This is a genomic window from Aestuariivivens sediminis, assembly GCF_022662105.1.
GTDB lineage: Bacteria > Bacteroidota > Bacteroidia > Flavobacteriales > Flavobacteriaceae > Aestuariivivens > Aestuariivivens sediminis.
The window spans coordinates 1-22,243 of sequence record NZ_JAKMCP010000007.1; the positions used below are offsets into that span (position 1 = coordinate 1).

At 43.9% G+C, this 22,243-nt stretch carries 22 protein-coding genes; 10 read left to right on the forward strand and 12 right to left on the reverse strand.

What is annotated here, in order from left to right:
- Window positions 1–534 precede the first annotated feature (534 nt).
- From thrS to MR054_RS14560, 5 genes are all read left to right on the forward strand, one after another.
- Window positions 535–2,469 carry a threonine--tRNA ligase gene (thrS, locus tag MR054_RS14540; protein WP_242158532.1) on the forward strand — a complete coding sequence of 645 codons (1,935 nt, stop codon included), beginning with the start codon at window positions 535–537 and terminating at the stop codon, window positions 2,467–2,469.
- Window positions 2,470–2,498: 29 nt separating this feature from the next.
- Window positions 2,499–3,044 carry a translation initiation factor IF-3 gene (gene infC, locus MR054_RS14545; RefSeq protein WP_338081534.1) on the forward strand — a complete coding sequence of 182 codons (546 nt, stop codon included), beginning with the start codon at window positions 2,499–2,501 and terminating at the stop codon, window positions 3,042–3,044.
- Window positions 3,045–3,138: 94 nt separating this feature from the next.
- Window positions 3,139–3,336 (forward strand): 50S ribosomal protein L35, encoded by a 198-nt coding sequence (gene rpmI / locus MR054_RS14550; protein ID WP_242086597.1) that lies wholly within the window; start codon window positions 3,139–3,141, stop codon window positions 3,334–3,336.
- A 125-nt stretch (window positions 3,337–3,461) separates the two neighbouring features.
- Window positions 3,462–3,806, forward strand: a complete 345-nt coding sequence (gene rplT / locus MR054_RS14555) for a 50S ribosomal protein L20 (RefSeq protein ID WP_242086595.1) — start codon at window positions 3,462–3,464, stop codon at window positions 3,804–3,806.
- A 104-nt stretch (window positions 3,807–3,910) separates the two neighbouring features.
- Window positions 3,911–4,579: an SGNH/GDSL hydrolase family protein gene (locus MR054_RS14560; RefSeq protein ID WP_242158534.1), complete on the forward strand. Its 669-nt coding sequence runs from the start codon at window positions 3,911–3,913 to the stop codon at window positions 4,577–4,579.
- On the opposite strand, the gene MR054_RS14565 is transcribed toward MR054_RS14560, so the two are convergent.
- Both MR054_RS14565 and MR054_RS14570 read right to left on the reverse strand, forming a co-directional pair.
- Complete coding sequence (locus MR054_RS14565) at window positions 4,574–4,996, reverse strand: secondary thiamine-phosphate synthase enzyme YjbQ (protein WP_242158536.1); 423 nt, start codon at window positions 4,994–4,996, stop codon at window positions 4,574–4,576. The two genes, MR054_RS14560 and MR054_RS14565, sit on opposite strands and share 6 nt — an antisense overlap.
- A gap of 4 nt (window positions 4,997–5,000) precedes the next feature.
- Window positions 5,001–6,527 carry a sulfatase family protein gene (locus tag MR054_RS14570; RefSeq protein ID WP_242158538.1) on the reverse strand — a complete coding sequence of 509 codons (1,527 nt, stop codon included), beginning with the start codon at window positions 6,525–6,527 and terminating at the stop codon, window positions 5,001–5,003.
- A 123-nt stretch (window positions 6,528–6,650) separates the two neighbouring features.
- Between MR054_RS14570 and MR054_RS14575 the strand changes: the two genes are divergently transcribed.
- Window positions 6,651–7,085 carry a hypothetical protein gene (locus tag MR054_RS14575; protein ID WP_242086585.1) on the forward strand — a complete coding sequence of 145 codons (435 nt, stop codon included), beginning with the start codon at window positions 6,651–6,653 and terminating at the stop codon, window positions 7,083–7,085.
- A 6-nt stretch (window positions 7,086–7,091) separates the two neighbouring features.
- On the opposite strand, the gene MR054_RS14580 is transcribed toward MR054_RS14575, so the two are convergent.
- From MR054_RS14580 to tgt, 6 genes are all read right to left on the reverse strand, one after another.
- Window positions 7,092–8,276 carry an asparagine synthetase B gene (locus MR054_RS14580; protein WP_338081535.1) on the reverse strand — a complete coding sequence of 395 codons (1,185 nt, stop codon included), beginning with the start codon at window positions 8,274–8,276 and terminating at the stop codon, window positions 7,092–7,094.
- 206 nt (window positions 8,277–8,482) lie between these two features.
- Entirely contained in the window at window positions 8,483–10,021 is a 1,539-nt protein-coding gene (gene dnaB, locus MR054_RS14585) for a replicative DNA helicase (protein ID WP_242158541.1), read from the reverse strand.
- 167 nt (window positions 10,022–10,188) lie between these two features.
- Complete coding sequence (locus MR054_RS14590; RefSeq protein WP_242086579.1) at window positions 10,189–11,142, reverse strand: acetyl-CoA carboxylase carboxyltransferase subunit alpha; 954 nt, start codon at window positions 11,140–11,142, stop codon at window positions 10,189–10,191.
- 53 nt (window positions 11,143–11,195) lie between these two features.
- Window positions 11,196–12,095 carry a DMT family transporter gene (locus MR054_RS14595; RefSeq protein ID WP_242086577.1) on the reverse strand — a complete coding sequence of 300 codons (900 nt, stop codon included), beginning with the start codon at window positions 12,093–12,095 and terminating at the stop codon, window positions 11,196–11,198.
- Complete coding sequence (locus MR054_RS14600; protein WP_242086575.1) at window positions 12,082–13,158, reverse strand: LptF/LptG family permease; 1,077 nt, start codon at window positions 13,156–13,158, stop codon at window positions 12,082–12,084. Before MR054_RS14600 ends, MR054_RS14595 begins: the two co-directional genes overlap by 14 nt.
- A gap of 94 nt (window positions 13,159–13,252) precedes the next feature.
- A complete protein-coding gene (tgt, locus tag MR054_RS14605; protein WP_242086573.1) occupies window positions 13,253–14,383 on the reverse strand; it encodes a tRNA guanosine(34) transglycosylase Tgt in 1,131 nt (376 codons plus the stop codon).
- Between the two features lie 331 nt (window positions 14,384–14,714).
- Between tgt and MR054_RS14610 the strand changes: the two genes are divergently transcribed.
- Window positions 14,715–15,302 (forward strand): outer membrane beta-barrel protein, encoded by a 588-nt coding sequence (locus MR054_RS14610; protein WP_242158542.1) that lies wholly within the window; start codon window positions 14,715–14,717, stop codon window positions 15,300–15,302.
- Window positions 15,303–15,365: 63 nt separating this feature from the next.
- Here the strand turns inward: MR054_RS14610 and MR054_RS14615 are convergent, their stop codons facing one another.
- The 3 genes from MR054_RS14615 to MR054_RS14625 all read right to left on the reverse strand — a co-directional run bounded on the left by MR054_RS14615 (window position 15,366) and on the right by MR054_RS14625 (window position 18,868).
- Window positions 15,366–17,066 carry a sodium:solute symporter family protein gene (locus MR054_RS14615; RefSeq protein ID WP_242158636.1) on the reverse strand — a complete coding sequence of 567 codons (1,701 nt, stop codon included), beginning with the start codon at window positions 17,064–17,066 and terminating at the stop codon, window positions 15,366–15,368.
- A 19-nt stretch (window positions 17,067–17,085) separates the two neighbouring features.
- Entirely contained in the window at window positions 17,086–17,349 is a 264-nt protein-coding gene (locus MR054_RS14620; RefSeq protein WP_242158543.1) for a DUF4212 domain-containing protein, read from the reverse strand.
- A gap of 151 nt (window positions 17,350–17,500) precedes the next feature.
- Complete coding sequence (locus MR054_RS14625) at window positions 17,501–18,868, reverse strand: alanine/glycine:cation symporter family protein (protein WP_242158544.1); 1,368 nt, start codon at window positions 18,866–18,868, stop codon at window positions 17,501–17,503.
- Window positions 18,869–18,968: 100 nt separating this feature from the next.
- Between MR054_RS14625 and MR054_RS14630 the strand changes: the two genes are divergently transcribed.
- From MR054_RS14630 to MR054_RS14640, 3 genes are read left to right on the forward strand one after another with little or no spacing between them, the layout of a single operon-like run.
- On the forward strand, window positions 18,969–20,087 hold the full coding sequence (locus tag MR054_RS14630; RefSeq protein WP_242158545.1) for a heparan-alpha-glucosaminide N-acetyltransferase domain-containing protein: 1,119 nt from the start codon (window positions 18,969–18,971) through the stop codon (window positions 20,085–20,087).
- A 30-nt stretch (window positions 20,088–20,117) separates the two neighbouring features.
- Window positions 20,118–20,495, forward strand: a complete 378-nt coding sequence (locus tag MR054_RS14635; RefSeq protein WP_242086562.1) for a TfoX/Sxy family protein — start codon at window positions 20,118–20,120, stop codon at window positions 20,493–20,495.
- A complete protein-coding gene (locus MR054_RS14640) occupies window positions 20,492–21,622 on the forward strand; it encodes a glycoside hydrolase family 18 protein (RefSeq protein WP_242158546.1) in 1,131 nt (376 codons plus the stop codon). Before MR054_RS14635 ends, MR054_RS14640 begins: the two co-directional genes overlap by 4 nt.
- A gap of 446 nt (window positions 21,623–22,068) precedes the next feature.
- On the opposite strand, the gene MR054_RS14645 is transcribed toward MR054_RS14640, so the two are convergent.
- Window positions 22,069–22,233, reverse strand: coding sequence for a hypothetical protein (locus MR054_RS14645; RefSeq protein ID WP_242158547.1), 165 nt, complete (start codon window positions 22,231–22,233; stop codon window positions 22,069–22,071).
- Window positions 22,234–22,243 lie beyond the last annotated feature (10 nt).

A 22,243-nucleotide genomic window follows, 5' to 3' on the forward strand; every position in this document is an offset into this window, starting at 1 on the left:
CTTTGCTTCTTACTAAAAACGACTTTGTCGCTTTTGCGGGTGCAAATATAAAACCCTTTTTATTCCCCCACAATACTTTTTTCACTTTTTTTGAAAAAAAATCCGCCAGACCCGAAAACCCAACAAACCCAATACCCGAGGCATCTACATCTTAACCAAAACGTATCCGTTTTTGCGGCTGCAAACATACAACCCTTTTACCGCTTCACAAGACTTTTTTAAACTTTTTTTTTAGCCCAATCCTTAACAACCTAAAAGAGCGATATTTAGTGCAAAAAAAAAATCAAACAAGGCCTTGGCCACAACAAATATTTATATCCCGGATGGCATCCGATCCTTAAAAGGACATCAAACCAAATACATGCATCACGGCACAAAGCCTGTACATGTACTCTCGGTATGAGAACGCGCAGACTACAAAAAAGGCTTTCACACTACATAAACAGAAACGGCCTAACTCAAATTATACACCAATATATATTGTATGTGTTTGGTTATACTCTTATCTTTGCAGCCAAATTTTAATTCATATTAATGATACATATAACTTTACCCGATGGCAGTGTTAAAGCATTTGACCAAGGTGTAACACCAATGGATGTCGCAAAAAGCATTAGTGAAGGACTTGCCAGAAACGTCATTTCAGCCAAATTTAACGGTACTAAAGTTGAAACAGTGACCCCATTGACCACCGATGGCTCCCTGGTACTGTATACCTGGAAGGATGATGAAGGTAAGGAGGCTTTTTGGCATTCTTCGGCGCATGTCTTGGCCCAGGCCCTCGAGGAATTATATCCCGGTGCAAAACTCACCATTGGTCCTGCAATTGAAAATGGGTTTTATTACGACGTCGATTTTGGAGCGCATACCCTATCTGAGAAGGATTTTAAAACTATTGAGGATAAAATGCTCGAGATTGCCAGAGGCAAGCACGATTTTAAAATGCGCTCCGTAGGAAAAGCAGAAGCTTTAGACCTGTATAAGGACAATGCCTTTAAAACGGAACTTATAGAAAACCTTGAGGACGGTACCATTACATTTTGCGACCACTCGACCTTTACCGATTTGTGTCGTGGCGGACATATCCCCAATACGGGTATCATCAAGGCGGTTAAGGTGTTAAGTGTTGCCGGGGCCTATTGGCGTGGGGATGAGAACAAACCCCAATTAACGCGTGTTTATGGCATTTCATTTCCCAAACAAAAGGATCTGACCGAATATTTGGAACTTCTTGAAGAAGCCAAAAAAAGAGACCACAGAAAATTAGGAAAAGAGCTGGAACTGTTTACCTTCTCTCAAAAGGTGGGACAGGGATTGCCCTTATGGTTGCCCAAAGGGGCCGCCTTACGGGAGCGCCTGGAAAACTTTTTAAAAGCCGCTCAGAAAAAAGCGGGTTATGACATGGTCGTTACCCCGCATATTGGTCAGAAAGAATTATATGTGACCTCCGGACATTTTGCTAAATATGGGGAAGACAGTTTTCAACCGATTCATACCCCAAAGGAGGATGAAGCCTTTCTATTAAAACCTATGAATTGCCCGCACCACTGTGAGATTTATAAAAACTCCCAATGGAGCTATAAGGATTTGCCCATACGCTACGCCGAATTTGGAACGGTCTATCGCTACGAACAAAGTGGTGAGCTCCATGGCCTAACACGTGTTAGAGGGTTTACTCAAGACGATGCCCATTTGTTTTGTACGCCCGATCAATTGGATAAAGAATTCAAAGATGTCATCGATTTGGTGCTTTACGTATTTGGCGCACTGGGCTTCGACAACTTTACTGCACAGGTATCCGTGAGAGACCCCGAAAATCCCGACAAATATATTGGGGATGTCTCCAATTGGGAAAAAGCCGAACAAGCCATTATCAATGCGGCTTCCGATAAGGGACTGGATTTTGTTATTGAAACCGGAGAGGCCGCGTTCTATGGTCCAAAGTTGGATTTTATGGTAAAAGATGCCCTGGGCCGACGTTGGCAATTGGGAACCATTCAAGTGGATTACAATTTACCGGAACGTTTTGATTTAACCTATAAAGGGAGTGATAACGACATGCACCGTCCCGTGATGATCCACCGTGCTCCTTTTGGTAGCATGGAACGTTTTGTAGCCTTGTTATTAGAACATACCGGTGGTAATTTTCCAATTTGGCTGATGCCCGTACAGGTTAAAATCCTGTCGCTTAGCGAGAAATATGAAAAATACGCTGAAAAAGTTTTAAATTTGCTAGAAAATCACGAAATTCGCGCCCTCGTAGACCATAGAAATGAGACTATAGGAAAAAAAATTCGGGAAGCCGAAATGCAAAAGTATCCCTATATGCTCATCATTGGTGAGCAAGAAGAGAACCAGGGCAAAGTAACGGTGCGTAAACATGGCGGTGAAGATTTAGGGATGATGGTCATCGAAGACTTTGCTGCAATAATAGAAGAAGAGATCCGTAAAACGCTAAAATCGTTTTAAAAGAACAGTTTAACTAAAATTTATAAGTCATAGCAATTAGAAGAAGAAGACAACCCCAAAGGGTTTCGCAAGAGGATAAACACAGAATTAACGCTAAAATCAATTCGCCCAAAGTAAGAGTGGTGGGCGAAAATGTGGAAGTAGGCGTATACAGTATTAAAGAAGCACTGAGTATGGCCGATGACCAGGGCTTAGACCTTGTTGAAATTTCCCCAAAGGCAGATCCTCCTGTATGCAAAGTTATGGATTATAAAAAGTTTCTTTATGAGCAAAAGAAACGGGAGAAGGCCCTGAAAGCCAAAGCGAGTAAGGTGGTCGTTAAGGAAATTCGCTTTGGACCACAAACAGACGACCATGATTACGAATTTAAAAAGAAACATGCGGAGAAGTTCCTTAAAGAAGGCGCCAAACTAAAGGCCTTTGTGTTTTTTAAGGGACGCTCGATTATATTTAAGGAGCAAGGACAAATATTGTTGTTACGATTAGCTCAGGATTTAGAGGAGTTTGGTAAGGTGGAGCAAATGCCAAAACTGGAAGGGAAGCGAATGACGATGTTTATAGCGCCAAAAAAATAATGAATGAATAATGTTTAACGGACTTAAACCGGAGTCGTTTAAGTTGGTTAACCGAAGATAATTAAGCGAATTAATTAAAAACTAGGAGAAAACAATGCCTAAAATGAAAACAAAATCTAGTGCTAAAAAACGTTTTAAGTTAACCAGCACTGGTAAGATTAAAAGAAAGCACGCTTTTAAAAGTCACATCTTAACCAAGAAGTCTAAAAAGCGGAAGCTCGCGTTAACCCATACCACTACGGTGGATAAGGCCGACGAAAATAACGTTAAACTCATGTTACGTTTGAAGTAACACCGTTTAACCGGTTAAATTAATTTATAAACCCTGGAGTGTGGCCCAAAAGTGTTAACCGTTTGAAATCTCATAGGTAGACGGACAACAGAGGTAACCGCCCACTACAAAAACAATTAAAAATTATGCCAAGATCAGTAAATTCTGTAGCAAAAAGAGCCAGAAGAAAAAAGGTTCTTAAACAAGCAAAAGGTTATTTTGGAAGACGTAAAAACGTTTGGACAGTAGCCAAAAATGCGGTGGATAAAGCGATGCAATATTCGTACAGAGACCGCAGAAACAAAAAGAGAACGTTTCGTGCCTTATGGATTCAGCGTATTAACGCCGGGGCCAGAGAACACGGATTATCTTATTCGCAATTCATGGGTAAATTGAAGGCCAATAATATCGAACTTAACCGTAAGGTTTTAGCCGATCTGGCCATGAATAACCCTGAGGCTTTTAAAGCCGTTATTGATAAAGTAAAATAAGGCGTTTCGCCTATTGTAAAACAATATATTCGCTTAATGTAAAATCCGATCGCCTTTTGGTTTGATCGGATTTTTTTTTATTTTAATTTTCCAAAACCCGGCCAATGTCCTACCACAGCATAGTTTTACGCGTCTTTTTGGTATCCCTGCCCCTCTTCCTTTGGGCACAGGAAAACCCCATTAGTTTTTTGGCTCTCGGCGATAGCTATACCGCGGCCACAAGTGAGAAAACTGAAAACGGATGGCCCTATCAAATGGTCGACTATCTCTTAAAAAAGGACATCCCCATTTCGGAACCCATCATTATAGCAGGCCCCGGTTGGACCACCACAACGCTGATGGCAGAAGTGAAACGTGCTCCTTTAAAAAATACATACGGACTCATAGGTCTGATGATTGGTGTAAACAACCAATTTCGTGGCTTATCCCCCGAGGCGTTTGAAACAGACCTCCTTGATTTACTGGACACGGCTTTAGGCCTGGCCAATGGCGATTCAACCAAAGTCTTTGTCGTATCTATTCCCGATTGGGGGGTAACCCCATTTGCAAGATTCAGGGACAAAAACCGGATTACACAGGAGATCGCAGCATTCAATCAGATCATCCAATCCCAGGCCGAAAAGAAGCATGTCTTGTTTATAGATGTCACCAAATCCTCAAGAAATATGCTGGTACAACCCGGTTTGATAGCCTCAGACAGCCTACATCCCTCAGCAAGAATGCATAAAATTTGGGGCAAAATAATTGGAAAAAAATTGTTAAAACAGCTATGATCCGAAAACGGAAATAACGAGTTTTCGACCGGAGGCATGGTCGCGATGCTCGCATAAATAAATGCCTTGCCAAATTCCTAAATTTAATTGACCCCCGGTCACCGGGATTTGTACGGAAGCCCCTAACAAAGCGGATTTAATATGGGCAGGCATATCGTCTTTTCCCTCATAGGTATGCTCGTAATAAGGTGCATTTTCAGGGACCATCACATTAAAATGCCGTTCAAAATCATGTCTCACGGTATCATCCGCATTTTCGTTGATAGACAAACTGGCTGAAGTATGCTTTATAAATACCTGCAATTGTCCCCTATGGATGATTTTGATTTCCGGGATGGCCTGTAGCACGGTCTCCGTTATGAGATGAAAGCCTCTGGGATAGGGTTTTAATTGTAGTTCTGTTTGAAAAAAATGCATGGGCCTATTCTATATGGGGAACCTGATACTGCTGCTGCAGGGTTCTAAGTTCCGCTTTCATGTGGTGGATTATCGTACTGTAAACGGTATCATTAACCGCATTGTGAAGCTCTTTGGGGTCCTTCTCAAGATCATAGAACTCCCAGGTAGGCGGGGTATCCTCGTTGGAAGCACCGTGTTTATGCAATCCCTTGCCATAAAAATAGGCCAGTTTATACCTGTGGTTTCTTATACCATAATGTGCCGGTCTATCAGGGTGATGTAACCAGTACTGGTAGTACATGCTTTGTCTCCAATGGTCCGGAGTCTGCCCCATGAGATTGTCCCTAAAGCTTTCGCCCTGGATGTACTCCGGTTTTTCAATACCGGCGTAATCGGCCAGTAAGGCCGCAAAATCAATATTTAAAATAATATCATCGATGCGTTTTCCCCCCTTCAATTCTTTGGGATATCTAATGACAAAAGGCATTCTGAGCGATTCCTCATAGATCAGGCGCTTATCAAAAAACCCGTGTTCCCCTAAAAAATAACCTTGGTCTGCCGTATAGATCACAATGGTATTATCGGCGATACCGGCCGTTTGTAAATAATCGAGCAGTTTACCTATATTATCATCAATAGCCGCTCCGCATCGCATAAAATCCTTGACGAATTTTTGATAGATCTTCTTCCTCAAAGCCGTACTGTCCAGGCCTTCCCTTTCAAAAGGCAACCCCGGATAACCGGTCCAGAATGTATCGGGATGTAAATAGGCTTCCTGCCATCGGGCTTCCAAATTTTCCAGCTTCTGACCTAAAAAGGTACGTCCCCCATTACCAAAACCGAAATCCAGTAAGGATTCAGGTTCCGGGATGTCGATATCCCGATATAAGTTCTTGTGACGATCGGGGTACTCAAAGGGTTCATGAGTCGCCTTAAAGTTGCACATCATGAAAAAAGGTTTGGTCGTATCCCTCTGTTTTAGGTGTTCTATGGTTAAATCTGCAATGATATCGGTTGAGAATCCTTTATATACCGTTCCCGAAGAGCCGTCGGAACCGTCCTTCCATTGGTCTTTGCTTTTAAAAATGGGATCCCAGTATCGGCCCTGACCCGGTAACACATTAAAGTACGCAAAGCCCTCCGGCTGTTTCACCAAGTGCCATTTGCCTATTAATGCGGTTTGATAACCATGGTCCTGAAGCGTTTTGGCAATATTGGGATGCCCCTGGGGTAAGGGTTCACTTAGGGTATAAACCTGATTTAAATGACTGTATTGTCCGGTTAATATACTGGCTCTGCTTGGTGAACAGATGGAATTGGTACAAAACGCATTGTTCAACACCACGCCCTCATTGGCCAGTCGTTTTAGATTATCCTGCTTGACGTAATCTTTTAAAATCCCACCATAAATCCCCCAGGCCTGAGAGGTGTGATCATCGGAAAGCACAAAAAGGATATTGGGTTTTTCAACGGATTCCGATTTTTGTTCGTTCTCTTTACAGCTAAAAAGCAGCGCCATAACCGCCACACAAAGTAGTCTTGTCATCATTTTATTCATATGCATACAGTAATTTGCTAAATTTACAATTTTAGTTATAAATGATCATGCTTTTCTTTTTTATTACGCAACCATTTTACATTTTTACATCTTATTAAAAACACAATATAAATCATGAAAAGACCTGTTATCTATTTATTAATTCTGGCACTAAGTTTTACAAGTTGCTCCCTGAATACAGACACCAACGACAATCAACAATCTTACAAAAGTCTTTGGCATTTAAGAAATGTATCGGGCGGCGTTTCGGGGGTGAATGACGATTTTGAACTGGAAACGATTATCTGGACCTTCAATGAAGTGGATGCCATACTCACCGTAGAAAATAATAATACGGATGACACCAAACAAGACGGGCTGGACACCGGAACTTACAGTTATTCCGTTATCCAGGAAGGTTCCAGCACGTTTCTCTCCGTTGACGGCACCGAAATGGGCGAAGTGGTAGTCACTCAGAGTTCCATGGTTATCGATGAAAATGAAACCTCGGGGGGTCCTGCAGCCGATGGGTTTATTTATACCTTTCAACGTGTATTGGTGGCAGAGTAGACCGGTTTAGGTTTTTTGTTTTTTCTTTCGCGCTGCCGGGAATAGCACGTTGTTTAAAATGAGGCGGTACCCCGGCGAAGTGGGGTGGAGATCCAATTCCGTTTTAGAATCGCCCACCCTATGCTGATAGTCCTCAGGGTCGTGGCCTCCGTAGAAGGTAAAAAATCCCTTTCCTCGAATACCATGTATGTATTTGGCCTCTCCATTGGCCTTATTTTCGCCCATGACTAAAACATTGGGTTTTATTTCATCTCTGGTAAAGGACGTGGTCTGTCCCATGAACCCTTTTACCAGGGCCGTATGATTTTGACATAACATGGTCGGGATGGGATCCCATTTTGCCGAAAATTCCATTAAAGAAAAATAATCGGTCGTTTTAGGAATCATGCGTTTTCTCGTCATATCGATGGAGGAGAACTCATAGATAAGGGGGTTCTTTTCCAGAATAAAATTGGTAAAGGCAAAGGCTTTTCGGTAATCTATTTTATTCTGGTAGGCAGGATCACTGCCATCGCCATCAAACATAGGCTCACAGATATCTACCCCTTCAGCCGCTAAGGCAATGTCGAAACTGTCTGTTGCACTGCACATCGCAAACATAAACCCTCCACCAATAACATAGTCTCGAATTTTTTTGGCCACTGCCAATTTTTCTAAGGACACTTTGCTGTATCCCAACCGTTCTGCCAGGGCTTCGGCCACTTTTTTCTCTTCGATATACCAGGAGTGTGCCCGATAGGCCCCGTAGAATTTACCATATTGCCCGGTGAAATCTTCATGGTGCAAATGCAACCAATCAAATAACAATAAGCCGTCATTCAGGACGTCTTCGTCATAGATGGTCTCATAGGGTATTTCAGCATAAGTTAAAACCATGGTAACGGCATCATCCCAAGGTTGATTTTCCGGCGGCGAATACACCGCAATTTTAGGTGCTTTTTCCAAAACAACCGCTTCCATATTTTGACTCGGACTGTTTATTTCCTCTAAAATACTTTCGGCTTTTGTATTCGATACCAGCTCAAAACTAACCCCTCTAATCTGGCATTCCTTTTGGATGGCTTCGGTATCCGGCAATAAAAAGGACCCGCCCCTGTAATTGAGCAGCCATTTTACCTTTAATTGTTTACTGAGCGTCCAGTACGTTATACCGTAGGCCTTTAAATGGTTCTTTTGACTGCTGGCATCCATGGGTATGAGCACATAGGAGGCAAACGCTCTGAGAGAAATGATCGTTAACAGGAGAACCAAAACTATCTTTTTCAAAATGAGATCCATCTTTAGGAGATTTCTCACCCCAGAGATTGGGGTCGAAATGATATTACTAATTTTTGTTGAAGATACTTAAAAATTATTCCGGGTTAAACTATTTAAGAAAATATTAGACCTAAAAGGATTTAGAAGGGGACTTCATCGTCCTCGTCATTAGAGGAACTGCCGAAGGCCTCATCGGGATTCGCTTTAAAGGAATCGGGCCTGAAGGTGTCATCATTGGCCGCAGCATTCATTTTACTGTGGAACTCGAACGGCGAATCGAAATTATCCAAATTATCAAACTTTCCTAGATGACCGATGAATTTCAATCGGATGCTATCCAGCCCTCCATTACGGTGTTTCGCTACAATGAACTCGGCCTGGCCTTCTGTAGGGGACCGTTCTTCATCGTCCCATTCGTCTATTTTATAATATTCCGGTCTATAGATAAAACTTACAATATCGGCATCTTGTTCAATGGCTCCGGATTCCCTTAAATCGGATAGCAAGGGACGCTTACTTCCCCCCCGCGTTTCTACCGCACGAGATAACTGCGATAAGGCTATTACCGGCACATCCAACTCTTTAGCCAATGCTTTCAGGTTCCTTGAAATCATTGAAATTTCCTGTTCTCTATTCCCGGAATTATTACCTCCTGTCGTCATTAATTGAAGATAGTCAATCATGATCAGTTTAATGCCATACTGGGAGGACAGTCGTCTGGCCTTGGCACGTAAATCAAAAATAGATAATGAGGGGGTATCGTCGATATAAAGCGGTGCTTTTTCAAGGCCCTTGACTTTAACATTGAGCTGCTCCCATTCATGTTTTTCCAATTTACCGGTTCTTAATTTTTCCGAAGATAAACCGGTTTCACTGGAAATCAGACGCGTAATTAACTGTACGGAGGCCATCTCCAGGGAGAAAAAGGCCACCGGAATATTTAGGTCTACCGCAATGTTTCTCGCCATAGACAAGGTGAGTGCCGTTTTACCCATACCGGGACGTGCGGCTACAATAATTAAATCCGATGGTTGCCATCCCGAGGTTAATTTATCCAATTTGGTAAAGCCCGTTGGAATACCACTCAGACCTTCCTTGTTGGAGATATCCTCAATCTTTTTCTTGGCCTGAATGACCAAATCCAGAGCCGTTTCACTGGACTTCTTAATATTCCCCTGGGTCACTTCATAAAGCTTCGCCTCGGCTTTATCCAACAGATCGAAAACATCTTTAGTTTCGTCGTAGGCATCTTCAATAATTTCACTTGATATTTTAATTAAGCTCCGTTGGATGAATTTTTGTAAAATGATTCTGGCATGGAACTCAATATGGGCAGAAGAAGAGACTTTTTGGGTCAAAGAAATCAGATAAAAGTCACCCCCGCACAATTCCAATTTCGAATTTTTCTTTAATTGGCTCGAAACGGTTAATAAATCGATGGGTTCGCTATTTTCGAACAATTGGAAAATGGCTTCAAAAATATGTTGGTGGGCTTCCTTGTAAAACGCATCGGGACTTAGAATATCTATAACCTCATCGACACCTTTCTTATCAATCATCATGGCTCCCAACACAACTTCCTCTAAATCAAGTGCTTGTGGAGGTAATTTCCCTTTTTCTAAATTGATAAGCGTGCTCTTATCAACTTTAAAGCCTTGCATTGGGTTGGGTTGTTTCATAACTACGAAAGTAACTAAAAAGACGGTTTATTAGCCGAATTGCGATTTTCTGTTGTTAACCGGTAATTAACAATTGAACTGTTAACAACTTAAAAATATTGTGAATAAGCATAAAAAAATCTGAAATAAAACCTTCAGATTTTTATTAAAGTATGATTTTAAAAGGATTACCCTTTAAAGACCCCCATGTTGGAATATTTTTCCATGCGCTGGGACACCAAATCTTTTGGTGATAAGTTTTTAAACTCGTCGTAAGATTTTACGATGGCATGGCTAACTAATTTAAAGGTCTTTTCCCGATCTCTATGGGCGCCTCCCAATGGTTCTTTAATAATATCATCCACCAATTTCAATTTCTTCATATCGGCGGCCGTTAGTTTCAGTGCTTCAGCGGCCCGTTCCTTATACTCCCAGCTGCGCCACAGAATGGAGGAACAGGATTCGGGAGATATTACGGAATACCAGGTATTTTCCAACATCAACACTTTATCACCGACACCAATCCCGAGTGCCCCTCCCGAGGCGCCTTCTCCAATAATCACCGTGATGATGGGTACCTTTAGGCGGGTCATTTCCAGAATATTTCTGGCGATCGCCTCCCCCTGTCCGCGCTCCTCGGCTTCCAGTCCCGGATAAGCCCCGGGGGTATCCAGGATGGTCACCACGGGAATCCCGAATTTCTCGGCCGATTTCATTAAGCGCAAGGCCTTGCGATACCCTTCCGGATTGGCCATACCAAAATTCCGATATTGCCTCGTTTTGGTATTATACCCCTTTTGCTGACCGATGAACATAAAACTTTGATCGCCAATTTTTCCCAATCCGCCAATCATGGCCTTATCGTCCCTAAAATTTCGATCCCCATGCAACTCTAAAAAGGTACTCCCGCAAATGGCTCTGATATAATCCATGGTATAGGGGCGATCCGGGTGACGCGACAGCTGAACGCGCTGCCATGGTGTTAATTTTTTATAGATCTCCTTTCGCGCTTCTCGTAACTTTTTTTCAATCTGCTTGCAGGTTTCAGTCACATCCACTTCACTCTCTTCCCCAATTATCTTGCACTTCTGCAATTGTTCCTCAAGGTCCTTTATGGGAAGTTCAAACTCTAAATATTCCATGAAATCTTTAGTTTTAGTTAGCCTACAAATATAAAAACTTTAATCGTCTTAACTCATGAAGTCCGTTTTCTTTTTAGGGCTTTGGTATTTTTTATAATCCCGTTCAAAAGCACCGTCGCTATAATAATGGTGGCCCCATAATAAAACGAATTGCTCATCTGTTCCTTCTGAGGGAATAACATTACGGCCATTATTATGCCGTAAAGCGGTTCTAAATTATAGGTTAAAACCACCGTATAAGGGCTAATGAGTTTCATGACATGCACCGCGGCAATAAAGGCATAGGCCGTACATACGGACGCCAATATAAACAGATACCCGAAATCGGACAGGCGCAATGAAAAGAAGCTCAGTGAAAAGCCGCCTTTAAAAATGAGAATAAAAAGGGTAATGAACAAGACACCACTAACAAACTCGTAAAACGAAATAACGGTAGCCGTATGCTGCTTTAAGAACGTGCCGTTCAAAACGGCGAATAAGGAGGATAGGAACGCCGAAATAATCCCTAAAATAATGCCGGTAAGATAGCGCATCTCACTTTGGGTAACAATATAGACCCCAATAACGACCACCAGACCGAATACGATTTCATACCAGATCACCTTCCGCCTGTAAATGACAGGTTCGATAAAGGACGCAAAAAAGGCCCCGGTGGAAAACATGGCCAACGCTATGGACACATTTGCCGCATCTATGGCTCCAAAAAAGGTAATCCAGTGCAGGGCAATAATTATTCCGGCAACCGTATATCGCAAGATGGCCTTTGGCGGAATTCTTAACCGTATGCCGGCCACTTTTACATAGGCCAAAATCAAAATGGAAGCCATGGCCATCCGAAACCAAACCAATGGGACGGCCGAAATTGAAATAACTTCTCCCAAAATAGCTGTAAAACCGGCAACAAACACCAAGAAATGGAGGTGCAGATAGTTTTTGAGTTTAGCGTTTGGCATTTTTAAGAAGATAAACGGCTAAAATACCGAAAATGACATTAGGAAACCATACGGCAATGACCGGAGGAAAATCAGATTGTTCAGCCATGACGCCGAAGATCTTGTCGAAAAATACGAATACCATGGCAATACAAATCCCAACCGCCAGATTGACCCCCATACCCCCGCGTCGCTTTATGGAGGACACCGCCACCGCTATTATGGTCAGAATGAATACGGATACCGGCAAGCTCCATTTTCGATATTTTACCAGCTTATATCTCCCGATATTGGAAGACCCCCTGAGCTCTTCCTTTTTAATAAATTCATTCAGCTCCGGATAACTTAAGGTCTCCGCGATATAAATTACAGGGGTTAAATCGTCCACATCAAAGGAAAACAGGGTATCCTTTCGCTTCACCTCTTCTATAACATCTTCAACTTCACCGATCTTCCGCTTTACATAATTGGTGAGCAGGTAGGTGGAGTCTTTTTCAACATAGGTAATGGTACTTGCGTTGATTTTGTAAATCAGTTTATTATTTTCAAAGTGCTCGAAAGTAAAGTCATAACCCCGTTTGTTCTTAACATCAAATCGACTTACATAAATGATATCGTTATCGTTTATCTGTCGGTACACATTGGTGTTTTCAACAGCACTCCTCCCCTTTTTTAAATACTTGTAGCTAAAATCATTAAAGCCCTCACTGGCCTTTGGTGCAAGGTACAGCCCCAAAACAATGGCCAATAGGGCCACAAAAAAGGCACCGATCAAATAGGGCCTTAAAAATCGTGTAAAGGACACGCCGGAGCTTAAAAAGGCAATGACCTCCGTATTGTTTGCCAATTTCGAGGTAAACCAGATGACCGACAAAAACAAAAACAGCGGAAATAACAGGTGAGCGAAATAAATGGTAAAGTCCAAAAAGTAAAGCATGACTTCACCAAATGGCACTTCATTTTCTAAGATCCGGCCAATCTTTTCGGCGAGATGCACCGTTATTCCAATAGGAATAAACAACAGGAGCATCATAAAAAATGTGAACAGATATCGCTTTAATATGTACCAATCCAGTATCTTCATTGTTGTTGACGCTCATGGAGCGCAGCACTATTGGAATTAAATTTTAACACTTACCCCGTGATAAACGCATGGTTTACCGTATCCATTCATGGCTCTACAAACGCTTATCCATTTGTGTTACCATACTATTTTTCCAGGACCTGAAATCTCCTGCTAATATATGTTTTCTGGCTTCTCTAACCAACCATAAATAAAACCCTAAATTGTGAATGGTCGCAATTTGTTTGCCTAACAACTCATTAACCGAAAACAAGTGCTTTAAATATGCTTTGGTGTAATCGGTATCCACAAAAGTGATGCCCATCTCATCAATGGGAGAAAAATCGTCCACCCATTTTTTGTTCTTGATGTTTATCGTCCCATGGGCCGTAAACAGCATCCCGTTTCTGGCATTTCGGGTTGGCATCACACAGTCGAACATATCAATGCCCAGAGCGATGTTCTCCAAAATATTTATCGGGGTACCCACACCCATGAGGTAACGGGGTTTATCCTCTGGTAAAATATGACATACCACATCGGTCATGGCATACATGTCTTCTGCGGGTTCGCCTACCGACAATCCTCCAATGGCATTCCCAAACGCTCCCGCATTTGCGATATATTCTGCCGATTGCTCGCGTAAATCCTTATAGGTACTCCCTTGCACAATAGGAAAAAAGGCCTGGTCGTAGCCGTACTTTACCGGAACCTTTTTTAATTGATCGATACACCTGTCCAGCCAACGGTGTGTCATGTGCATGGAACGCCTGGCATACTGATAATCGCAAGGATAGGGTGTGCATTCATCAAAGGCCATAATAATATCGGCTCCTATGCTACGCTGAATGTCCATCACATTTTCCGGGGTAAAAACGTGATAACTCCCATCAATATGGGATTTGAACTTAACCCCTTCCTCTTTTATTTTTCGGTTGGCAGATAAGGAATAGACCTGATAGCCTCCCGAATCCGTCAGGATATTTCTGTCCCAATTCATGAATTGGTGCAGTCCACCGGCCTTTTCCAAAATTGGGGTTTGGGGTCTTAAATACAAATGATAGGTGTTCCCTAAGATAATATCGGGATTAATGTCATTCTTAAGTTCTCTCTGATGCACGCCTTTTACCGATGCCACAGTTCCTACCGGCATAAAAATGGGGGTTTCAATACTCCCGTGATCGGTGGTTATCGTACCTGCCCTCGCCTTGCTTTCTGGATCGGTCTTAAGTAATTCGAATTTCATATGTTTAATTCTCCCGGGGCAACAAACCTACATATTTTATCCCAAAAAATATAAACATATTCGCTCTAGTTCAGCCTTTGGGTAAAATCGGCTGAAGGTTCACCCCTTTGGAACCCCTTCGTTAGAACCCATGTGGCGAAAACAGCTTGATGTCCCTACCTTAAGTATATCCCATATACCAAAATTTATGGGGGCTCTACATGCTTTTGGTGCTCATGGCAAGGTGCTCAGCGCCTGAAGAGGCCCTCAATTAAAAACCAAAAAAGGAAAATAAAACCGCTTTGGCAGCGTTTTTGATTAATGACAAACCTAAATCTTAAAACTTTGTATTATGAACAGATTATTTTTGATTCCCGTACTAGCCATGCTCATGGTTACCGGTGTACACGCACAAACGGCCACCGGTTTCGGATTAAAAGGAGGCTTAAACTACAATGCCAATGGCAAGTATTTTGAATCCATAAGCAACAATGCCAAAAACCCGGATAGAAATATTGGCTATCACCTGGGCATTTTCGGTAAAATCGGGAATCAGGTGTATTTTAAACCCGAGCTGATTTACACCAGTACGAAAAGTGACTATGATAACGATACCTTTAAAATGGAAAAATTGGATGCGCCGCTTCTGGTGGGTATCAAGGTACTTGGCCCTATAAGTGTCTTTGGAGGCCCAGCGTTTCAATATATCCTGGATACCGAATACGACGGCATTTCCATTAACGACATTGAAAATGATTTTACACTGGGTTTAAATTTCGGAATTGGACTCAATTTCAAACGCCTGGGTATCGACCTGCGCTACGAAAGGGGTTTTAGCGACAATGAGGCCCAATTTTTTATAGACGAACTATCCACCAATCCGGACCGCCTGGATACCCGCCCCGACCAGCTTATTTTAAGTTTGTCCTTTATCCTTTAAACGGAAACCCGTTTCATTTTAGAATCAGGGGATCTCAATAGGAAACCTTTTGAGATCCCTGTTTTAATGCCCGGTTGCCTTCCCGGCCCCACTGGGAATTCTAATTTTTTCCACCATATTTTGTACCCGTTTTGGGGGTTTCGGAGTCAAGGTCATAATGCTAATGGACACGATAAAATTAAGCAGCATGGCCACCGTACCGAACCCTTCCGGGGAAATGCCAAACCACCATTCGCTTTGGTCCGGTAAGGTCTCATCAAACCACCCTAATTTGTATTTGATCATATACAACAACATGGAAACGATACCGGCCACCATACCGGCAATGGCCCCTTCCTTATTCATACGTTTATAGAAAATCCCCAAAATGATGGCCGGAAAAAATGAGGCCGCGGCCAGGCCAAAGGCCAAAGCCACTACGGCTGCCACAAATCCCGGGGGGTTGATGCCAAAGTAACCCGCAACACATACCGCACCCACAGCCGAAAGGCGAGCGGCTATCAATTCCCCTTTTTCGGATATTTTAGGGTTGATTATCTTTTTAACCAAATCATGGGATACCGATGCCGAGATGACCAGCAACAATCCTGCAGCCGTAGATAAGGCTGCCGCCAATCCTCCTGCAGCGACCAAGGCGATAACCCAATTGGGTAACTTTGCAATTTCCGGATTGGCCAATACCATGATGTCCCGGTCCACCACCAATTCATTGGCAGTGTCATCGGCCAGGTATTGGATATGGCCGTCATTATTCTTATCGTTAAAGGTGATCAAACCGGTGGTTTCCCATTTTTTAAACCAATCCGGAACGCCGGCGTAGGGTTTATCGGAAACCGTTTCGATCATATTGGTTCTTGCAAAAACAGCCACTGCCGGTGCTGTGGTATAGAGAATCACGATCAATAAAAGGGCGATACCCGCCGATTTACGGGCGTCCTTGACCCGTTTCACCGTAAAAAACCTCACAATCACATGCGGCAGGCCTGCCGTGCCGACCATTAAGGCCAGGGTAATGGCAAACACATCGATCATGGATTTGGAACCCTCGGTATAGGCGTTAAAACCAAGCTCCGTACTTAAACCATCCAGCTTATCCAAAAGATAGGTGCCCGAACCATCGGCCAGCTCACTACCAAAACCCAATTGGGGAACGGGGTTTCCGGTCATTTGTATGGAAATGAAAATGGCAGGGACCATGAAGGCAAAAATGAGGACACAATATTGGGCTACCTGGGTATAGGTAATGCCTTTCATCCCTCCTAAAACGGCATAGAACAACACGATAAACATCCCAATAATAACCCCGGTGTTGATATCCACCTCGAGAAATCGGGAGAATACGATACCTACCCCTCGCATCTGCCCTGCCACATAGGTGAAGGATACCAGCAGGGCACAAAATATGGCCACAAGTCGTGCCGTTTTAGAGTAATACCGATCCCCAATAAAATCGGGAACCGTAAATTTTCCAAACTTTCGTAAATAGGGTGCCAACAACAAGGCCAGCAACACATAGCCTCCGGTCCACCCCATGAGATAAACGGCCCCGTCGTAACCGGCAAAAGAAATGATCCCGGCCATGGAAATAAAGGAGGCCGCACTCATCCAATCGGCAGCCGTAGCCATCCCATTGGCCAGTGGGGACACACCGCCACCGTCAACGTAAAAATCTTTGGTGGAATTGGCACGAGACCATATGGCAATACCGATATAGAGCGTAAAGGTCAATCCAACGAGGATATAGGTCCACTCCTGAACCCCGATTCCTTCCAAAACAATCATACTACTCATCATATCCATATTTTTTATCCAGGGTATTCATGAGCCGAACATATACAAAGATGAGGATGACAAAGACGTACATGGCCCCCTGCTGTGCGAACCAAAAGCCCAGTTTAAAACCTGCGATCTTAAATTGATTGAGTTCGTCCTTAAACAATATGCCCGCACCGAAGGACACCAGGAACCAAATGGCCAATAACAGCAGCACATATTTAATGTTTTCACGCCAATAGGCACTGGCTTTGATCTTTTCGTTTTTATCCATGTTCTAATCGTTTAGTTTATCGGTTTGTGACAGTATTACGGTATTTAAAATCCGGGATTTGTCCTTCCTACAACGCCGTTTTTTTCTTGCTACAGGTATCAAATATAATTTTTTGTTGGTAATTCTATTGATTTTATAGGAATTTGTTCCATCATGTGTTGGCATTCATGCGCCGAAAATACGCCTTGATTTCTTTGGTCACCCGGGGCGCCATAATCAATGTGGCCGTCATGGTTGGAATGGCCATCAAGGCAAAAAACCCATCGATCAGGTTAATCATCATGGACAAGGTCGTGGTTGCCCCTAAGACGATACTCACAATGTAAATGTAATTGTAGTAATGCTTATGGCGATCCCCAAAGAGAAATGACATGCACTTGGTCCCGTAGTAGGCATAGGAGAACAAGGATGACAAACTAAAAACGGCAATGCATACTAACAGCACGTAGGTCCCAAAATCGGGCATGGCATCGGCAAATGCCGAAGCCGTTAGACTCACCCCGTTGGCATCGGTAGTTTCCCAGACACCGGTTACCAAAATAGCCAGTGCGGTAAGGGTACACACCACCAGGGTATCTATGGCCGGGCCCAACATGGCTACCAGGCCTTCCCGTATGGGCTCATTGGTTTTGGCTGCCCCATGGGCCATGGGCGCCGTACCTATACCGGCTTCATTGGAAAAGGTCCCACGGCGAATGCCCAACAGGATGATGCCACCCAGGGATCCGCCTAAAAAACAATCCGCCTTAAAGAGACTGCCATCGAAGGCATCCTCAAAAATTAAGGCCATATAATAGGGGATCACGTCCATGTTCTTCACTAATATCACAAGTACGGAAACAAAATACAACACTACCATGGCCGGTACCAGTTTGGAAGCCGTTCGGCTAATGCGTTTCAGGCCACCCAGAATGACCACCCCTGTTAGGACCACCAGTACCAATCCAATAATGATATTGGTTTTAAATCCTACCGCAATACCCCGGGGTTCCAATAAAATATCATTGATGGCCTGGGTCATTTGGTTGACGTTAAATATGGGCAGGGCCCCCACCAGTCCGCAAACACTAAACAGGACTGCAAGCGGTTTCCACGCTTTTCCCAAACCTTCTACGATGAAATACATGGGTCCGCCCTGCAATACGCCGGCCCCGTCCTTTCCGCGATACATGATGGCCAGTGCCGATGTAAAAAATTTAGTGGACATCCCTATAATGGCACTGATCCACATCCAAAAAATGGCCCCCGGTCCCCCAATAGAAATCGCAACGGCCACCCCCGCGATGTTGCCCATACCCACGGTAGCCGACAAAGCCGTGGTTAAGGCTTGAAAATGACTGATTTGTCCGGAATCATTGGGATTGTCGTATTTTCCTCGTAATACCTGTAGGGCGTGACCCAAATAACGAAAGGGTAAAAACCGTGACAGGAGCAACAGATATAAGCCACCACCCACTAAAAGTATCAGTAAGGGTAAGCCCCAAACAAACGATGAAAAATCCCTGAGGAATTGCTCCATAAATCGACTATGATCTGCAAATATTTTATAAATATATCATTTTAGCCCAGTAAATTTTAAAATAATTCGAAGTATCTTTAGCCTGACCAAAACCATTATTTTGCAAACCATCAGGTTGTATTTTATAGATACGGTAAGAGCATTTGCTATTTTGATGATGCTCCAGGGTCATTTTATCGACACCTTAATCCATCCGGGTTTCAGGGACCCTTCAAATGCCCTTTATAGGGTTTGGTTATATTTTAGGGGCATCACCGCACCGACCTTTTTTACCATATCGGGATTGGTATTTATGTATCTGTTATTGAGAGCCTACGCCAAGGGAGACGATGCCCCCAGAATCCGTAAAGGCCTCTCCCGGGGGATATTGCTGATTGGTATCGGGTATAGTTTACGCATTAATGTGTTCAACTGGTTAACGGGACATTTCAACACTAATTTTTTGGCCGTTGATGTATTGCAATGTATCGGCCTGTCCCTTATCCTTTTGGTGGGCCTCCACCTCATCCTGAAACGGCACAGCTATGTCCTATCCACTGTTTTGGCTATTTTCGGTACGGCCTGCTTTGTAACGGAACCCTTATATCGGCATTTAGCCGTCCCCGCCCTCCCCCTGTTCCTTGAAAATTATCTGAGCAAAGCCCATGGTTCGGTATTTACCATTTTACCCTGGCTGGGTTATACGGCCTACGGGGCCTGGTTGGCAACGGTGTTCTTCAGGCATGTCCACAGGCCAAAGTTCAAGTTGTTGACCATACTCACCTTTTTGGGTGTGGGCCTTTTGCTGATCCACTGTTCCTCGTGGTTTCTCATACAACTGTACCACGCCACCGATGTGGAGCTCCTAAAAGCTTCGGCCAACTATAATTACCTCTTTACCCGTTTTGGCAATGTTTTGGTACTGTTTGCACTGTTCTACACCTTTGAGCGGTTTTTGAAGCAGTCCCTGATCACTAAAATCGGACAGAAGACCTTATCCATTTACGTCATTCATTTCATCCTTATTTATGGCAGCTATACCGGTTACGGTTTAAAACGTTATTTTAGTCAATCCTTAACGCCTGCAGAAGCGATTATAGGGGCCCTTGGTTTTATCGTTCTGGTATGCCTTATCGCCTTCCATTATGCAAAGACCAATGCGTTCCTTTACGGATTTTTTGGAAGGTTGTTTGGAAAACTAAGGAAATTGTTCCAACTTATACGCCCCTCTGTCAAATGATCGATACCCCACAACAAAGCGCAACCGCATATGGCCTATGACGAATTTTTAGCCGATAGGATACGACGGCAACTCAAAGAGAAACACATTATTTTTACGGAATTAAAAATGATGGGAGGCCTTTGTTTTAAAGTGGACCACAAAATGCTATGCGGACTGCTCACGGCCAAAAACACCGGCGACAGTCTCCTTATGGCCCGAATTGGGGAAGCCGCCTATGAAGCCGCATTGCGTAAACCTGAATGTCTGCCCATGGATTTTACCGGTCGCCCCATGCGCGGCTATATTTATGTGACCCCTGCAGGATTGGATACCGACACCGATTTAGACTATTGGCTGGATCTGTGCCTGGCCTTTAACCCCATGGCCAAAGCCAGTAAAAAGAAACCGAAAACACAAACATCATGATACCGTTAAGAACACGCCTTGTATTTATTTGTATTGCGGGAGCCCTTCTGGGGTCCTGCCAATCCGAGCCCCCTAAGAGCCCTTTTGCGATCATGGCCTATTATGTCCCGTCCCGGGACTATACCCCTGAGGACATCCCCTTTGAAAAATTAACCCATATCCTGTTTTCCTTTACCGAGGTGATCGATAACAAAATGCAGTTTAAACATGAGCGCTATGATGAGGAATTGAAAAAACTGGTGGCCTATAAAAAGACCCATCCCCATCTTAAGGTGATGATCGCCTGTGGTGGCTGGGGTGGCAGTGGTGGTTTTTCCGATATGGCCAACGATCCGGAATTACGACAAGGCTTTGTACAAAGTACGGTGGCCTTTATAAACCAATACGACCTGGATGGCGTGGATATAGACTGGGAATATCCCGGCCTGGAAGGTGCCGGTAATGTGCATCGGCCTGCCGACAAAGAAAATTTTACGGCCCTAATGAAGGAACTTCGTGAGGCCATGGACACTCTGGACCGACCCATGACCTTAACCTTTGCCTCAGCAGGATGGGAGCGCTATTATGAGCATGTCGAAACTCCAGAGGTCATGAAATACGCCGATTACATGAATATCATGACCTACGATTTCGCAACGGGGGGGTCGCCGATTACCAGCCACCACACCAATTTAAGTCCGTATCATTCCGATCATCCCGACCTGAAACAACGCTCGGCCAAAGCCATTGTCGCCTATTGCGAGAGCCTTGGTGTAAAACCGGAGCAGCTGGTTATCGGGGCCGCCTTTTACGGTCGCGGTTGGCAAGGGGTACCCCCGGAAAACCACGGATTGTTCCAGCCCAATACCGGAGTATGGCAAGGCTGGGCCAATTTTCGCGGTCTCCAGGCCAACCAGGAAAATAAAAACGGATTTGTAAAGTACTGGGATAGTACGGCCCAGGCCCCCTTTCTGTACCATGCCCGGGACAGTATCTTTATTTCATACGACGACACGACCTCAGTACGTTTAAAAACGGCCTATGCCAGGTCCGGGAAACTGGGCGGGATCATGTTCTGGCAACTGACTTCAGACAGCAAGACGGAGGGTTTGCTGGATGCCATTTACGAGGAGGCCCAGGCACCATAGGATGCAGCCTAAACCCAAACGCCCTTAACATGAGGGTCGGTTTCGGCCTGAGGCCCGTTTCCTCATGACCGGCCCCGGGACCCCAACATGACAGCCATGCTCCTGCCATAAAATTCGAAAAAATCGTTCGGAACACCAGTGTTTACAGGGCCTAAGAAGGATGCTTAGAGAATTAATTTCTTTGCTTAGAAAAATATTTTTTTTGCCTAGAAGTTTTCCATTTTCTGCTTAGAAAAATAAATTTTCCAAGCAGAAAATTTGAATTCTTTCGCAGGGATTTTTTAAGGCCATGGACAGGGCCGAAAACAGGAGTTTCAAACTGTTCTTTGGTGACTCCCGGAGTCTAAAAAGTGGATGCATCCTGTGAATTATTCATCTTTTTTAATTACCTTTTGGAACCCATTGCATTGGTGATACCGATGTCTACCCTCTCAGGCTTAGCCTCTTTAAAGCTGTAGACTATGAATCCTCACCAACCCTGGTCCAGAAGACGCTTTAGCAAGGCTGTTGTTTTTGCCCAATGCCTGTTGGCTTCGGGCACCCTGACCCTCCCCCTGGCCTGCACCACCACCAAAAAATCCAAATCCGATCCCCCCCTGGATGCGGCCCAACAAGAGACCT